This is a genomic window from Desulfocicer vacuolatum DSM 3385, assembly GCF_900176365.1.
GTDB lineage: Bacteria > Desulfobacterota > Desulfobacteria > Desulfobacterales > Desulfobacteraceae > Desulfocicer > Desulfocicer vacuolatum.
In genome coordinates this window covers 81146-97935 of record NZ_FWXY01000005.1, presented here as the reverse complement: position 1 = coordinate 97935, position 16790 = coordinate 81146, and the positions used below count along the sequence as shown (strand labels likewise).

The 16790-nt window shown below is 48.1% G+C and carries 11 protein-coding genes; 6 read left to right on the top strand and 5 right to left on the bottom strand.

Going from position 1 to position 16790, the window contains the following annotated elements; genetic code table 11:
* Nucleotides 1-50 precede the first annotated feature (50 nt).
* A complete protein-coding gene (gene coxB, locus B9A32_RS06155; RefSeq protein WP_084067536.1) occupies nucleotides 51-659 on the top strand; it encodes a cytochrome c oxidase subunit II in 609 nt (202 codons plus the stop codon).
* A gap of 45 nt (nucleotides 660-704) precedes the next feature.
* On the top strand, nucleotides 705-1565 hold the full coding sequence (locus B9A32_RS06150; RefSeq protein WP_212637820.1) for a protoheme IX farnesyltransferase: 861 nt from the start codon (nucleotides 705-707) through the stop codon (nucleotides 1563-1565).
* A gap of 56 nt (nucleotides 1566-1621) precedes the next feature.
* On the opposite strand, the gene B9A32_RS06145 is transcribed toward B9A32_RS06150, so the two are convergent.
* Nucleotides 1622-3010 (bottom strand): DEAD/DEAH box helicase, encoded by a 1389-nt coding sequence (locus tag B9A32_RS06145; protein WP_084067531.1) that lies wholly within the window; start codon nucleotides 3008-3010, stop codon nucleotides 1622-1624.
* A 255-nt stretch (nucleotides 3011-3265) separates the two neighbouring features.
* Between B9A32_RS06145 and B9A32_RS06140 the strand changes: the two genes are divergently transcribed.
* Nucleotides 3266-4375: a pyridoxal-phosphate-dependent aminotransferase family protein gene (locus tag B9A32_RS06140; RefSeq protein WP_084067529.1), complete on the top strand. Its 1110-nt coding sequence runs from the start codon at nucleotides 3266-3268 to the stop codon at nucleotides 4373-4375.
* 226 nt (nucleotides 4376-4601) lie between these two features.
* Here B9A32_RS06140 and B9A32_RS06135 read toward each other — a convergent pair whose 3' ends face one another.
* Both B9A32_RS06135 and B9A32_RS06130 read right to left on the bottom strand, forming a co-directional pair.
* Complete coding sequence (locus tag B9A32_RS06135; protein WP_084067526.1) at nucleotides 4602-5396, bottom strand: TIGR03084 family metal-binding protein; 795 nt, start codon at nucleotides 5394-5396, stop codon at nucleotides 4602-4604.
* Between the two features lie 63 nt (nucleotides 5397-5459).
* Nucleotides 5460-6380 (bottom strand): DMT family transporter, encoded by a 921-nt coding sequence (locus B9A32_RS06130; protein ID WP_084067524.1) that lies wholly within the window; start codon nucleotides 6378-6380, stop codon nucleotides 5460-5462.
* 357 nt (nucleotides 6381-6737) lie between these two features.
* Here B9A32_RS06130 and B9A32_RS06125 point away from each other — a divergent pair, with 357 nt between their 5' ends.
* The 3 genes from B9A32_RS06125 to B9A32_RS06115 are packed head-to-tail and all read left to right on the top strand — an operon-like array spanning nucleotide 6738 to nucleotide 12569.
* On the top strand, nucleotides 6738-7910 hold the full coding sequence (locus B9A32_RS06125; RefSeq protein ID WP_084067521.1) for an efflux RND transporter periplasmic adaptor subunit: 1173 nt from the start codon (nucleotides 6738-6740) through the stop codon (nucleotides 7908-7910).
* The gene (locus tag B9A32_RS06120) at nucleotides 7907-11158 is read left to right on the top strand and encodes an efflux RND transporter permease subunit (protein WP_084067519.1); all 3252 of its coding nucleotides are present in this window, start codon (nucleotides 7907-7909) and stop codon (nucleotides 11156-11158) included. Before B9A32_RS06125 ends, B9A32_RS06120 begins: the two co-directional genes overlap by 4 nt.
* Nucleotides 11159-11210: 52 nt before the next feature.
* On the top strand, nucleotides 11211-12569 hold the full coding sequence (locus tag B9A32_RS06115; RefSeq protein WP_084067516.1) for a TolC family protein: 1359 nt from the start codon (nucleotides 11211-11213) through the stop codon (nucleotides 12567-12569).
* 52 nt (nucleotides 12570-12621) lie between these two features.
* On the opposite strand, the gene B9A32_RS06110 is transcribed toward B9A32_RS06115, so the two are convergent.
* Nucleotides 12622-15207: a helix-turn-helix domain-containing protein gene (locus tag B9A32_RS06110; RefSeq protein WP_084067514.1), complete on the bottom strand. Its 2586-nt coding sequence runs from the start codon at nucleotides 15205-15207 to the stop codon at nucleotides 12622-12624.
* Between the two features lie 127 nt (nucleotides 15208-15334).
* A complete protein-coding gene (locus B9A32_RS06105) occupies nucleotides 15335-16375 on the bottom strand; it encodes a DUF3089 domain-containing protein (RefSeq protein WP_084067512.1) in 1041 nt (346 codons plus the stop codon).
* Nucleotides 16376-16790 lie beyond the last annotated feature (415 nt).

The window sequence follows — 16790 nt, the reverse complement described above, 5'->3', positions numbered from 1 at the left end:
AAATTCATTACCGATACCGGCCCCGGGACTGGGTATAAATGGAGCACTTTATGGATAAAATAATAAATCCTGTTGAACAGATTGATGCAGCTTTTTTATATATCATCGGTATATCCCTTGTGCTGTTAACCTTGATCACCATCACCATGATCTGGTTTGTCATTAAATACCGTCGCAGTAAACATCCTGTACCGGCTGACATCAGGGATAACTGGAAGCTGGAGATTGTCTGGACCGTCATCCCCACCATCATCGCCCTTTCCATGTTCTGGGTGGGATGGTCCTCCTATGCCGGGCTTCGCAACGTCCCTAAGAACGCCCTGGAAATAGAAACCATTGCCCAGATGTACTCCTGGATTTTTGTTTATCCCGACGGCAAGGAGACGGAAGATGAAATTGTTGTACCCACGGGCCGTCCCATCCGCCTGAACATCACCTCGGACGACGTGATTCATGGACTTTTCATTCCCGCTTTCAGGATCAAGGTGGATGCTGTTCCCGGTGTAAATACCTATGCCTGGTTCTATCCGGAAAAACCCGGTCGTTTTTTTGTGCAATGTACGGAATTTTGCGGGGTGGGACATGCGGATATGACAGCAATTCTCCGGGTGGTGCCGCCGGAAGAGTTCCAAAAATGGCTGGAACAGGAGGAATACTAACTGAGAGCTGCATTCATGTCATGGCAAAAGCAAGATTCACAAGCCGTGCGTATCCAAAAATTTCAGGTATTTAAACCCGGCATCAGTCTTGCCATCTCCCTTTCCGCCATGTTGGGTTACCTGGTGTACCACCCCCGGGCAGATACTCTTTTTTATCTCACCGGCATTTCCACTTTTCTGCTCTGCACCGGTGGCGGTGCTTTAAATAACTGCCAGGATCGTAACAGAGATGCGGCATTTCAACGAACCCGGAACCGTGCCCTTGCCTGCGGGACCCTTGATTTGTATTCTGTGCTGTTACAGTCCATTTTTCTTATTTTGCTGGGATTTTCAAGCCTGGGATTCACCCGGGAACCCCTTGTCTCAATGGGATTGGGTCTGGCCGGAGTGCTCCTTTACAATGGCGTATACACCCCGTTAAAATCTAAAACCATCCTTGCCATCATCCCCGGGGCCCTGTGCGGCATGGTGCCACCGGCCATGGGCTGGGCCGCAGCCGGGGGAAATATTTCCATGGACACATCTCTTTTATTGGTGATGGTCATTTTTGGAATATGGCAGCTTCCCCACTTCTGGTTGATTCTTCTGACCCATGAAAACGATTATCAAAACAATGCCGTTCCCAGCATGCTCACCTTTTTTTCTGTGAAGCAGCTGGAACAGATTCTTTTTGTATGGGTGATGCTCTTCAGCAGCATGATTTTAATGACCCCATTGTTTATTCCCCGTCTTAGCCCTCTGTCATGCATCGTTCTGGGAATTAACGCAATGGGAATGGTGATGTGGTTTTCAGGGCAGTTCTTCTTAAAAAATGAAAAATATACCCCCATCTCATTTATTGTGTTGAATATGGGCATGGGGGTATTTATGACAGTGATCATCATGGACAGGCTGTTAGGGGGGTGACCCGCGGCAATGGGCAAAACAGCCGGAGGTGACCTTTTTTCAGGGGTATAAAACTCTTATTTTTTTCTATTTTTTCCTTTTCTCGCAATCGGGCGGGAACGGGCCTGGGATCGGGAAAGTTTTTTCTCAAATTTTTTCGCTTTTTTGCCGGATGATGATTTTGAATCAGGTTTGCCTCCTTTGCCGGCACCTGCGGGTTTAGCGGCAGATGTCTTTGAAGCATTCCTTTTACTGACCACCTCTTTAATCCCCTTGCTTGCCTTTTTTTCACTGAAGGGATTTTTAGGCCGCAATAATACAAATTCCGGCACTGCACCATCCACGGTATAGCCTTCAACGGATTTTTTGGGAATTTTCTGCTTCAGCAGTTTCTCAATGGCCTTGAGACTGGCATTTTCATCATGATTCACCAGCGATACAGCCAAACCACTTACCCCGGCACGGCCCGTGCGGCCAATGCGATGGATATAATCCTCCGGGGCCCGGGGCATATCATAGTTCACCACATGGGGTAAATTACTGATATCAAGACCCCTTGCGGCCACATCCGTTGCCACCAGGGTTCTTATCTCCCCTTTTTTAAACTCCTTGAGTGTCCGGGTACGCTGGGACTGGCTCATGTTGCCATGGAGGGCAGCAGCACTTACCCCCTTTGCCATGAGTTTTTCCGTTAATTTGTTTGCCCCGTGTTTTGTCCGGGTAAAAACAAGGACCTGGGACCAGTTTCCCTTGCCCATTAAATGAACAAGCAGGGCGCATTTGTTCACCTGCTCCACCAGATGCACCCTTTGTGAAATGGAAGCAGCCGCTTTAATATTGGGGCTGACCTCTATCTTTTTGGGGTCATTGAGCATTTCATGGGCAAGTTGCCGGACCTGGGGCGTGTAGGTGGCAGAAAACAGCATGGTTTGACGATTCGTGGGCATAAGTTCAAGAATTGCAGATATTTCCCCGCTGAAGCCCAGGTCCAGCATTCTGTCTGCCTCGTCAAACACCAGAAATTCTATCTGGGAAAGATGCAGATCCCTATGGGATGCCAGATCAAGAAGTCGGCCCGGGGTGGCCACAAGAATATCAATGCCGCGTCTTAAACGATGGATTTGAGGATTGATGTTAACTCCTCCGTACACCACAGAGCACCGCAGGGACACCCTTCTGGCGTAATCTTTAAAGCAGTCACCCACCTGAAGGGCCAGTTCCCGGGTGGGCGCCAATATCAATGCCCGGGGATGTCGTGCATTGCTCTTTTGCCGGCTTAACATATGAACCAGAGGCAGGGCAAAAGCATCGGTTTTACCCGTTCCTGTCTGGGCCCGGGCAAGGACGTCCCGTCCCTTGATGATTGATGGAATGACCCGGCTCTGGATGGGAGTGGGGGCAGTGTAGCCGTTGGTTTTAACGGCTTTAAGCAGTTCGACCCGAAGGCCAAGATCTTCAAATGACATATTTATTCCAAATAATTTTTATTTTTTGATTAATTGGGCTTCATACCACAATTCGGTAAAAATGTCCCACAATTTTCAAGGCTTTAAAAATACATTTGATTTCGTTGACGGATAATTGCCCATGTGGGAATATTGCAAAAGCAAGGTGTACGGATTCTATTACTCCCCTGAATCAAAGGATCAAAAAGGGACTCCTTGGCAACAAGTTGAAAATATCTGAATCAAATAATAGTTAAAACACGAAAGGAAAAATTGATGGAAAATTTATTAAACGGCATTGAGGAGATAACCCTGATGGGTCCCGGCCCTTCCTGTGTGAACAAGGCTGTACTGGATGCCATGGCAAAAAGTACCCTGGGACACCTGGACCCCAAATTCATCAACATCATGGATGCCATTAAAGAGCAGATGAAAACATTGCTGCACACAAACAACAAGCTTACCATACCTGTATCAGGCACCGGTTCCGCCGGTATGGAAACCTGTTTTGTAAATTTGATTGAAAAGGATGATCCGGTTCTGATTCTCATCAATGGTGTGTTCGGCATGAGGATGCAGGATGTTGCCACCCGCCTGGGTGCAGATGTGGACACCATTGAGTTTGAATGGGGCACTCCTGTTGTTGTGGATGAGGTAAAAGCCAAACTATCTGAAAAAAAATATAAAATTGTGGCAGTTGTCCATGCTGAAACCTCCACAGGCGTGAAAAATCCAGTGCCGGAAATCGGTGCACTTGTCAAGGATACAGATGCCCTTTATCTGGTGGATGCGGTTACCTCGCTGGGGGGTATCCCCATCCGTCTGGATGACTGGAATATTGACGTGTTCTACAGCGGCACCCAAAAGTGTCTCTCCTGTCCTCCGGGTCTTGCACCTATTTCTTTTTCCGAAAAGGCGGTGGAAGCAATCAAGAAGAGAAAAACCAAGGTACCCAACTGGTATCTGGATCTGACCATGATCATCAACTATTGGGAAGGTGCCACCCGTGCCTACCACCATACAGCCCCCATCAATATGCTCTACGCTTTGTACCAGGCCCTTTATCTGATCCTTGAAGAAGGTGAAGAAAATGTTCACAAACGGCATATGAACAATCACCTGCGACTGGTGAACGGGCTTGATAAAATCGGCATTAAAATGCTGGTGGATTCACAATACCGCCTGCCCATGCTCAATTCCGTTTACATCCCCCAGGGAGCTGATGATGCCGGTGTCAGATCTGCCCTGCTCAAAGACCACAAAATTGAAATCGGTGCAGGACTTGGCCCCCTTGCCGGAAAAATCTGGCGCATCGGGCTCATGGGTCACACGGCACGATCTGAAAATGTGGACAAGCTGTTGACTGCTTTAAAAAGTTTAATCTAATGTCAACAGCTCCTGGGTTAAAGACTTAACAATTTCATTACCGTTTTTTATAGCGGGCATGTCCTGTCGGACACAACAAATATAGGGTCGTAGACGCGGAGCCAAATGGTATTATATCGCCGCCCCCGACGGGCAATTGGCCCGGACCGGAACTGTAGACAGCTCAATTGTCCGGTTCCTATTACCCTTCGGGGGGGCTCTGCTGAAGTAAACTTGGAGAGATCAATCAAAAAACACGTTCAGCAGGTATGGGACCATCCTGGGGGATACCGGCAAATGCCTGGGCGATTGCAAGCCATTGACCGGCATGTTTGCCCTGCCATTTCAAGCGGGTATCAGCCACATTGCGTCGCTGGGTCACCACCAGACAAAAGTCCCGGGCACTACCCCAGACCCGATTTGTTGCATCGGGTTGTCCCCATTCCCATTGTCCCCCATCCGGGCTGGACAACTCAACACGGGGCCCAATCGACGGAACAGTCAAATTTCTGAGCTTAAAGCTCCATTGAAAGGTGTTCACACCGATGTGAGCCACATGACGCAATCTGTTGGTGTCTCTTCTCTTTTTTTTGAGGGTATCAAAAATATCCTGGGAGTGAGCCCAGGTCTCCATTAAACGGGCAGTGGCAAAAGACCGGACACTCATATCCGGTCCATACCATGGCAACCTGTCCCCGGGTTTCATGGCACCAAAATGCTCAAGCAGGCGGGTGCGTGTCCGGTACCAGTAGGATAATAAGGTATCCGGCGTTTCAGGTTCCAGCATCCGATTGAATTGTTCCGGCCAGGGGTCTGATGAAACGACTATTTCCATAATTTTTCTGCTACGGGCCTTAAATCGAACCGGGTCTTCAACGGCCAACAGCGCCTCGTGGTCAAAAAAAGCAATGTGGGCAACTTCATCAAAAATCGTCCACTGAAAAAAGGGGGTTTTAAAATACCATTTGTTTTCATTTAACCCGGAAACCAGGTCGTGTAATGCCTGGTACTCTGCGCCAAGATCTGAACATATGTTTTTCATTTGGGATCCCATTGGTTGTTTTCCGCATTTTTCGGCATCTATCATTCTTGGTTTTTTTTATATTCAAATCACATTGGTTTTTAACTGCACTGTTTCTTTTACGGGACCTTTTTTCTGGATTAAAATGGAGGCAAAGGTAACCATGACAATGCCAAATATGTTATACAAATTAAGTGACTCATTGAAGATTGTGCAGGCAATGAATACTGCAACCACAATTTCCACCGTACTGATAATGGTGGCCTTTGAAGGCGGTACCCCCATGGAGAGCCCCTTTAAATACAATCCATAGGCAATCATGGCTGGAAAAAGTCCCAGAAAAAGAAATGTGCACCAGAAACGAAGGTCCAGTTTTATGGCTAATATTTTAAAGGGCTGTGCCATGGGGAGCAAGAAAAAACTGCCCCAGAGAAAACTGTAAAATAAAATGGTCCAGGAATCATATTTCCCCACAAGGCATTTATTTAAAATGGGCATCAATCCAAAGGTGAATCCTGCAAGAATGCCGGTGATAAAACCGATTGAATTAAACTTCAGAGTGCTGATGTCTCCGCCGGTGGCGGTGAGGACAACCCCTGTTACACAAAGGGCAATGGAAAACAGTTTTAATGGGGTAAAACATTCTCCATAGAGAAATCTGGAAATAATATTGGTAAAAACAGGGGCTGTATAAAGCAGGATCACGGCCGTTGTCAAGGTTGTCTGATTGATGGCGTAAAAATAAAGTCCATTGGGCATGGTCTGACCGATCAACCCGATGACGGCTGTGAACAAGAATCCCCTGCGATCAATTTTCAACAAAGAGATATCCTTGAACGACAGGTACATCAATATGAACAAACTTCCCATGAACAGTCGATAAAAGGAGATGTCTGGAGAATTGAGCCCATATTCAAATAATATTTTACAGATTAGACCAAGAGATCCCCATAAAGCGGCGGCCCCAAGTATATATAGATATCCTGACTTTTTAGCTGACGTCATATTTGTTGTTGCCTTTTTCCTGTGTAATTTATTACTATTTTTTTTGAGTTGTACGCGGTCATTACATCTTTATAGATGAATTCTTATCATCATACCAGTCTTTTCCATTAAAGACTTGTTATTATAGTAAATATTTACTTATAATAAGCCCTTATATGGCATCATCTGCATGTTCTATTTAAACTTTTCTTTGAACAGATCATGTGATCTTAAAAATACGAACACCTACCATAAAAGCAGTGATAACAGAGTTTTTTAAGTTTAAAACAAGGAGAATAAACAAAAGGCATTGACAAATTTTAATAAGATATAGATCATAATTAAAATTTTTATTGCATGATATAAAAGGAGCCAACCATGGGTAAAAAATCGTTATTAACAATGTGCATCCCATTGGGGATCATCTGTCTTTTAATGGGCTGCAATGAAAAAATTGAGCCCGGCACCACAGAAAAAAATGCCCCGGTAACCATAAACACGGCTGTGGCTGTGGCAGACATCAGCAATCAACCCTTTATTTATGAAGCCCTTGGTACCATAACTGCCCAGAACGCCAGTACCCTGTCCGGCAAAATCATGGGCACGGTGAAGGCTGTCAATGTCAAAGAAGGCGATGCAGTGGTCAAAGGGGATGTACTGGTAATATTAGATGAACGCCAGGTGGCCGCAGGTCTTCGCCGCAGTGAAGCCGGTCTCACCGAGGCCAGAAGGGCAGAAAATGCGGCCATCTCGGCCCGGAATGCTGCCCAGGCAGGAGCAGATCTTGCCAGGGCCACATACAAACGATTTAAAAAATTATTCCAGGAGGAGTCTGCCACCCGCCAGGAATTTGAAGAGGCAGAAGCCCGTCATCTCCAGGCCCGGGCAGCCCTTGCCCAGGCCCATGCCATGGTGTCAGCGGCCCGGTCCCGGGTGCAACAGGCAAAGGCCGCAGTATCCGGTGCCGGGGTTTCTAAAAAAGATGCCACAATTATTGCCCCCTATAACGGCACTGTCACTGCTAAAATGATCAATGTCGGGGATCTTGCATCCCCGGGAGCACCGCTTTTAACCCTGGAAAAAACAGGGGGGTTCCAGGTGGAATTTCTGTTACCGGAACATCATCTCCAGGCCGTACAATTGAATCAAAAAATGGCGGTTATTGTTCCGGCCCTGGTAAATACTCCCCCCATCATCGGTACCATAGAGACCATTGCCCCCACAGCAGACGAAAAAAGCAGATCCTTTACCGTAAAAATGGTTCTTCCGGAAAATGCCATGCTCCGGTCCGGCATGTTCAGCCGGGTGAACATCCCCGTGGGCGAAGATGGAATGCTTTTACTTCCTGAATCCGCCCGGATAACCCAGGGGCAGCTCACCGGTTATTTTATGGTGGATGAGCAGAACATTGCAAGATTCCGGCTCATGAGAACCGGCAGACATTTTAAAGATCAAATGGAAATCATTTCAGGGGTTAAACCCGGTACGCGATACGTTGTGTCCCCTCCACGTGAATTAAAGGATGGTATGAAAGTGGAGGATAAATCATGACCGTAAAACAAGGCCCTGCAGGTAAAATTGCCGCTTTTTTCATTGATTCCAAACTCACGCCACTGGTTATCATTGCCTCCATTCTTCTTGGCATTGCAGCGGTCATCGCCCTTCCCCGGGAAGAAGAACCACAAATCATTGTTCCCATGATTGATGTGTTTGTAAAAATGCCCGGGGCCAGTGTTAAAGAGGTGGAACAACGGGTGACCAAACCCATGGAAAAACTGCTCTGGGAAATCCCAGGGGTGGAATACATTTACTCCACCTCCATGCCCGGCATGTCCATGGCTGTGGTGCGTTTTCTGGTGGGGCAGGATGAAGAAGCCTCCATTGTAAAGCTTCAATCCAAGCTTATGTCAAATTACGATCGCATTCCCACGGGGGTGAGCCCTCCCCTGATCAGGCCCAGATACATTGATGATGTGCCTATACTGGCCCTGACTTTCTGGAGCGAAGAGGTGGACACTTACCAGCTCAGACGACTCACCGCCGAAGTGGAAGACATTGTTAAACGTGAACCCAATGTCTCCATCACCGGCATCATCGGCGGAGAGCAGCGCCAGGTAAGCGTTCACCTGGACCCCATCCGGCTGGCCGCTTATGGTCTTGATGTGGAACAGGTGACAAACCTGGTCTCTGCTGCCAACCAGGCCTCGGATTCGGGCAGTTTTCCCTCACGCCGGGGTCAGGTTATCATCCACACCGGGGGGCTTTTGAAAAACGCCAAAGAGGTGGGCCGGGTGGTGATCAATGTTTCCCATGGCCGCCCCGTATATCTAAGGGATGTGGCAGATATTGAAGACGGTCCTGCCGATCCCGGACAATATGTTTTTTTCGGCACCGGACCTGCAGCCATGGAAAAACAGATTCCAACGGTGGATGCCACCCGGGGGGTATGGCCCGCTGTCACCCTCACCGTGGCAAAAAGAAAGGGCACCAATGCCGTTGGTGTGGCAGAAAAAGTGCTTGAGCGTGTCAATGATGCCAGGGGAAGAATCATCCCGGACAATGTCCACATGACCCTTACCCGCCATTACGGAGAAACCGCCAAGGAAAAATCTGATGAGCTGCTGCTTCACATGCTCATTGCCGTGGTCTCCGTGACCATCCTCATCTGGTTCACCCTGGGCCACAGAGAATCCGGGGTGGTGGCCTTTGCCATCCCTGTCACCCTGGCCCTGACCTTGACCACCTTTTATCTCTATGGCTATACCTTAAATCGCATCACGTTGTTTGCCTTGATTTTTTCCATCGGTATTCTGGTGGATGATGCCATTGTGGTGGTGGAAAACGTGGTGCGCCATTATCGACTCCCTGAAAACAAAGGCCGATCCAAATTTAAGATGGCCCTTGAAGCCGTGGACGAGGTGGGTAATCCCACCATACTTGCCACCCTTGCCGTTATTGCCGCTATTTTACCCATGGCTTTTGTGGGCGGTCTCATGGGGCCATACATGCGCCCCATTCCCATGGGGGCATCGGCGGCCATGTTTTTTTCCCTGCTGGTGGCTTTTATTGTCACGCCCTGGGCCTCGGTGCGAATGATCAAAATCAAAGACGGTCAGGAACATGGCAGCCACCCGGACCATGGCAGTGAAGACTGGTCCACACGACTTTATCGTAAAGTCATGGACCCCTTACTCCACAAACCATTGTGGCAATGGGGCTTTTTGCTCTCTGTGGCAGCACTTTTGATTCTGGCCTGCGCCATGGTGGGGGTGGGGATGGTCCGGGTAAAAATGCTACCCTTTGATAATAAGAGTGAATTCCAGGTAATTCTGGATATGCCGGAAACCGCCACACTGGAAGAGACCACCTCTGCTGCCATGGAAATGGGCGAATATCTTAAAACCGTTAACGAAGTGGTGGATTACCAGATATACAGCGGTACTGCCGGTCCATTTAATTTTAACGGTCTGGTGCGCCATTATGATCTGAGAAAAGGCCCCGGCATGGCTGATATCCAGGTGAATCTGGCCGGGAAAGCCCATCGCAAACAGCAAAGCCACGCCATTGCCAAACGGGTGAGACCGCCCTTAAAAGCCATAGCTGACAAATATGGCGCAAGGGTGAAAATTGCCGAAGTGCCGCCGGGGCCCCCGGTGCTGTCCACACTGGTGGCAGAAATATACGGTCCGGACTATGACCGCCAAAGGGAACTTGCCCTCCAGGTAAGAAATATTTTTGAAAGTACTGCTGGGGTGGTGGATGTGGACTGGTACATGGAAGAAAACCAGGTGCGGTATCAACTGGACATTGACCAGGAAAAGGCCGCCCTCCACGGCATCAGCGTCAACAAAATTGCAAAAACCCTGCAGGTGGTTCTGGAGGGACAAAACGCAGGTCTTCTTCACCGGCCTCTGGAAAAAGAAGATGTACCCATTATCCTCCAGCCCTCCCTTGCCACCCGGGCCGGGGTGGATCGTCTGGGATCGGTGAAAATCCCCGCCGCCGACGGCACCCTGTTATCCCTGTCCTCCCTTGTGCGCATACACGAAACCCAGCCCGACCGCAGCATTTATCATAAGAATCTCATGCCGGTGGTCTATGTCACAGCAGATGTGGCAGGTGCCAAGGAGAGCCCGGTGTACGCCATCCTGGAGATGTGGAAAAAAATTAACACCATCACCACCCCGGAGGGCTATAATATTGTCCAACACACTGCAGCCCTTCCGGAAAGTGACCGTCATCTGTCCATGAAATGGGACGGGGAGTGGCACATCACCTATGAGGTGTTCCGGGATCTTGGATTTGCCTTTGGTGTGGTGCTGATTCTGATCTTTGTACTGGTGGTGGGATGGTTCCAGTCTTTTTCCACCCCCTTTGTGATCATGGTGGCCATTCCCTTTTCCCTTATCGGAATTTTACCGGCCCACTGGGCCATGGGGGCCTTTTTCTCGGCAACTTCCATGATCGGATTCATTGCCGGGGCCGGTATTGTGGTGAGAAACTCCATTATTCTGGTGGATTTCATTGAGCTCAGAATTGCCCAGGGCATGCCCCTGGATCAGGCGGTGATAGATGCCGGAGCTGTGCGATTTCGCCCCATGATGCTCACAGCCGCCGCTGTGGTGGTGGGGGCGTCGGTGATTTTGTTTGACCCCATTTTCCAGGGCCTTGCCATCTCTCTCATGGCAGGTGAAGTGGCGTCCCTTTTGTTTTCCCGCATGACAGTGCCGGTGCTCTATTTCATGGATAAGCGATGGGAGGCGGAACACATTAAACCGGCTGACAGCACCATGGTCTAATTGAAGGCAATTTTATATCGTTTGAACGCTATAACGCTATAAGGAGGAATAGGTGATACGGTTATTAAAAAAAAATAAAAACATGGTCTGGCCATTGTGGTTGATGCTTACATGCTTCATGGGATTTCCCATCCAGGGCCTGGCAGCGGATTTAAGTATGTCCCAGGCAGTGGACAAGGCCATTGCCCATAACCCAGGACTTGAGGCAGCGCATTTCCAGACCCTTTCGGCCCGGGAAAAAATCACCCAGGCCCGATCCGGTGCCCTGCCCCAGGTTTATTTCCAGGAACAGGTCAACCGCACCACCAACCCCATGTGGGCCTTTGGCACCAAACTCAACCAGGAATCCATTGCCACAAAGGATTTTAACCCGGACCTTCTCAATGATCCTGATGCCATCACCAATTATGCATCCAGACTGTCTGTGACCTGGCCGGTGTACGACAGTGGTCAGACCTGGTATGGGGTGCAACAGGCCCGGCTCAACCAGGAGGCCGGCGATTTTTCCCGGGAACGGACCCGTCAACAGGTCATTGCCGGAACTATCACCGCCTATATCCGGGCATTGCTGGCCCGGGAAAATCAGGGAGTGATTCAACAGATCCTGGAAACGGCAAAGATACACTTAAAACTGGTGCAATCCCGGTATGACGGTGGATTTGTGGCAAAAAGTGATCTCCTCCGGGCAAAGGTACACATTGCCGATCTTAAACAGCAACTATCAGAAAGCAAAAGCCAGACCGACATTGCCAAATGCATGCTTAAAATCGCCATGGGCGGAGCCGGTAACCTTGATGACACCTTGACCACCCCCCTTGCGGCAAAAAGCCCCATCACCGGGCATCTGGATGAGTGGATTGAAAAGGCCCTGGCCCATCGACCGGATTTAAAACAATTGATGTTTCAAAAACGCATTGCAGAAAAAGAAAAAGAAAAATCCAGGGCCGGCCGCCTTCCGTCTGTGAGTCTCTCTGGAAATTTTGAGGTGAACAGCGAAGACTTCAACGACAATGGCAACAACTACACCGTGGGGGCCGTGGCTTCCCTGCCTCTTTTCACCGGGGGACGGATTTCGTCAAATATACGTGAGGCTGAATTTAATCTGAAACAGATCAACGCCATGCTCAAGGGTATGGAACAGCGCATCTGCGGAGAGACCCGCCATGCTTTTTTCAATGCCCGGAGTGCCTGGGAACGCATCCAGGTGGCCAAAGCTGCCATTGGTCAGTCCAGAGAATCTCTTCGCATTGTAAAAAACAGGTATAACAGCGGTCTTTTCACCATCACAGATCTTCTGGATGCTGAGGTTACAGTTCAACAAAGTCTGACCAATCATCTCAAGGCCATTCACGACTACCGGGCCGCCATGACCCATCTTGAGCTGGCTTCGGGCATCATGGATGTGCAATGATTTGTGCCTTGAGCCCAGGCTAAAGCTAACACCTTCGCTAAATTCAAAATAGTTAACTACTGCCTTGCCCGGGCGGACCGGCCAGATGTTTTAAATGGGCCAGAACCAACCTGATCTCACCATAAGAGCAGGCATCCCCCAGCGATTCCTTAATGGGTTTTAAAAAACCACCGTGAACCTCGGATGATTCCCGGGATTCTTCCTGACGTTTGGCAACGGCCTTTTCAATGAGTTGTTGTTTTTCTTTGGTAACCACCTTGTCAATGGCAAGCTCGCCTTTTTCCACAAAAAAAGCAAGATGGCTTTGAATGGTGCCCGGCACAAGACCTCTTTCTTCGGCAATGGCGGGAATGCTTAATTCCTTGGTTAAAAACAGGTCAAGGGTGATCTGGCGGGTGCCTGCCCCCCCTGCTCGTCTCCGGGATTTGGATTTATCCGCTCCGGCATCCCCGGAAACCTCTTCGGGCACCACCCGGGGTGGATTTAAGATAACCGTTTCAATGCCATGGGCCTTGCGGTAGGCAGCAACCATGGCTATGATCTCATCGCCATAATTTTCAATGGTTTTGGGTCCCACGCCACTGATTTTTCTCAAATCTGTTTTATTGTCAGGCAGATGCACCACAATCTGGATCAACACCCGCTGGTGTAAAATTTGAAAATGAGCAACCTCCAGCTCCTGGGCCTTTTGGTTTCGCCAGGCCATCATGGAGCGGAACAACTCGGGGTGCTCAATATCCGACTCCCCATAGCTTGGGCGGGTGGAAGATTTCACCTTTTCCGGCACAAAATCAATCTCAGCCACGGCCACGGCCCGCTGGTATTGGGCCGGGGAGAACCCTTTTTCGCAGCATTGAATTCCAGATCTTTTAATTTTAATCTCCTGTTTGAGATTATTCAGGGCATTGCCGATTTTTTTTCTAAGCTCTTTATTGTCCGTCTGCACATGCAGTTTTTCCACAATATCATCAAAACAGTGGGAAAATTTTTTCTGGAACCAGCCCGATGCCTTGGCAATGCGTTCCAGAGTATGATCATGGGATTGGGGCAGATGGCCCCCGGCAAAAATCCCCATCAACTGATGTTTAAATTTTTCACTGACTGAAAAGATGTCCTTCCAGGCCATGTGACGCAGCCCGGGAACATCACTGACCCCGGAAACCTGCACCACCCGGGCATTGCCTGTTAACAGCCCGGTGAGATAATTAAAACGGCTTTGCAAACGTTTAAAATCAAAACACTCTAAGAGCAGTTTTTGCTGAAATTCAACCCTGGCAGCCTCCAGTTTTTCCACTGTGGGATGATTTTCCCGGGCCGTGGCCAAAAAGGAAAGAATGGTGCCGTCGGCATCAATGCCCCGGGAGGGAATGGGGGAATTGAGTACCATGCCCCCAAGGGTTCTGCACCGGCTCAAGGCCACGTACACCTGACCATGGGCAAAGGCGGCCCCAGCCTCAATCACCGCTTTATCAAAGGTCAGTCCCTGGCTTTTATGGATGGTGATGGCCCAGGCAAGTTTCAGCGGAAATTGTTTAAATTTACCAATAATCTCGGTCTGGATCTCCTTGGTCTGTTCATCCACGGTGTATTTGATATTTTCCCACTGCACAGGTTCCACTTTTATGGCATCGCTTTCCCCGGGGCAGGAAATCCAGATTTCCTCCGGTGACATGGTGGTGATTTTACCGATTTTGCCATTAAAATAGCGCTTATCAGGGGATGTATCATTGCGTAAAAACATCACCTGAGCCCCTTTTTTAAGCAACAGATTGGCCGGGGTGGGAAAACTGTGGCCGGGAAACTCCCCGGACACCTCGGCTTCAAACCCTGAAGGTGTGCCGTGAAGTTCTTTTAACCGATTGTTGTTGATGGATTCTGCAGTGAGATTGTGGGTGGTAAGGGTGATATATCCCTGATCCGGGTCCGGGGTGAAGCCCTGCACATACCGCCGGTTCAATGCTTCCATTCCCCGGTTGTCCAGGCAATTGTCCCGGACCTGGTTAAGCAGCCGGATAAACCGGGCATCGGTCTGGCGGTAAATATGCTGCAATTCAATGGATATCAATTCTGACTGAAGCAGGCTGAGGCTGCTGAAAAAATAGGGTGATTCGTAATATTGCTGTAAAAGGTCCCACTCGTCCTGCTTCACCACCGGCGGCAGCTGGTGCAGGTCCCCGATCATGAGTAATTGCACCCCGCCAAAGGGGCGCTCATTGCGACGCAGGCGGCGAAGCACTGCATCCACGGCATCCAGAAGATCTGAACGCACCATGCTGATCTCATCAATAACCAGAAGATCCAGGGAACGAATGATTTTCAATTTTTCCCGGCTGAACCGAAACATGCGCCGGCGGTTGTGTTCCTGGGTTTCACTTCCCGGCACAAAGGGTCCAAAAGGCAGCTGAAAAAAAGAATGCAGGGTCACCCCACCGGCATTAATGGCGGCCACGCCGGTGGGGGCCGTGATGATCATCTGTTTGGCTGTGGCTTTTTCCAGCGTTTTTAAGAAAGTGGTTTTTCCGGTGCCTGCTTTGCCCGTTAAAAACAGATGACACCCAGTGTGCAGCACAAATTCCCGGGCCAGGTCCAGTTCTGGATTTTTTTGGGGTTCTACCCCCCTTTGCGTTGTTTCATTCATGATCTGAATATCTTTAAAAAGCTACAAAAAATCAAGAAAATTATGAAACTGTCCACCCCGGAAAAAACAATTTATTTGCCAATTTAGTTATGCGCGCCACAAAACACCATGGTCTTGCCAGCTTAATTTATTCTTTGGCATAATATGCGTCAATTCTGTCAGCAACGTTTTGCTGCAAATTTCTGTAGAAAAATATTTGATCATAATCATGATAACCGCCATAGGGTTGTCTGTCAGGATCATAATAATCGTCTGGATCAGGTGTGGTAACAGCCAGGGCACCATCATCACGAATCTGAGCATCAGTAAAGTTTTCTATTTCCTGGGTGATATTACCATCACTATCTGTCCAAACGGCTCCAAGGTTTTCTGTTTGCGGAGCATAAGTGGTGTCTGTGGTCCATAAAAGTGGATTTACACACAAGCTGCCTGTTTGAAAAGAAGAAGATTCATAGTGTTGAGAATCCAAGGTATTATAAATAATTACCACCCCCAGATCGGTTGCTGACTGAGCTATTTTTATCCATGGATAGTTCACAGTGTCACTATTCATAATTGAAACACCGGTTGTATAAGCAGCAATCATTTTTTCCATATATGATTCATTGTGAAATTCATTTCTCAACAGATCGACCAATATTCCTGCTCCCTGGCTATGCCCCACAAGGATAAAAGGACGACCGTCATTCAGGTTTTGCATGTAATACTTAAATGCACAGACAATGTCTTCATAGGCAACATTTAATAATTCTGACGCTTCTTCTGCTGGGAGGTCATCAAACCCATCTCGATACATTTGCCGATAGTATGGAGCAAAGATATTGGTGTATGGAGAATACAATCCCATTTGTGCATTCATTTTATCGATAACATCCTGTCGATTCTTTTCGTCTGTAATATCCATGTTCGGGGGGTCTGCATCAAAATAAACAGTTGGGTAGGCATAAAAGACATCAACGTCTTTTACTATTGAGGATGGTAATGAAGCCCAGTTGTAGGGGTCGTCATACGCAATTTGTGTTTGCAAGTCATTATCATTATTATCACTATGTCCATCGTAGCAACCACATAATGTTGCAAAAAACACAATGAAAAATAAAATTTCAAAAACTCGCAAAATGTATTTTGATTTACATAAACTCAATTTTGTTTTGTTTAATTTCATCATAATCCTTTCATGTAGTTATCATAACTATGTTAAAATATTTTCTTTTAAGCGTCATAACAAGCTTTCATTATTTAGATATGGGGTGACCTTGACGCTTAGAAATTCCACATTTTACGAAAAAATACGCCTGTAACCTGCAAGTAAAATACATTACAAAACGACACGAACTTCCTTAATATTGAATTAAGAATCAAACAATGTTAAGCATATACTTGAAACATCGCTAAAAAGTCAATTGCTAAATCCTATTCATAAAGGAATTGAGCCTAAACAATACTACCCATCTGTGATAAAAAAATACATATTAGTTTTATAACCGTCACGAGTGGACCGCATTCTGACCTCAATCTGCCCACAACAAAGCTTGAAATGCGCCCCTGAATGGGATTATGCCGCCCTCCCGAGGGGCCAATGG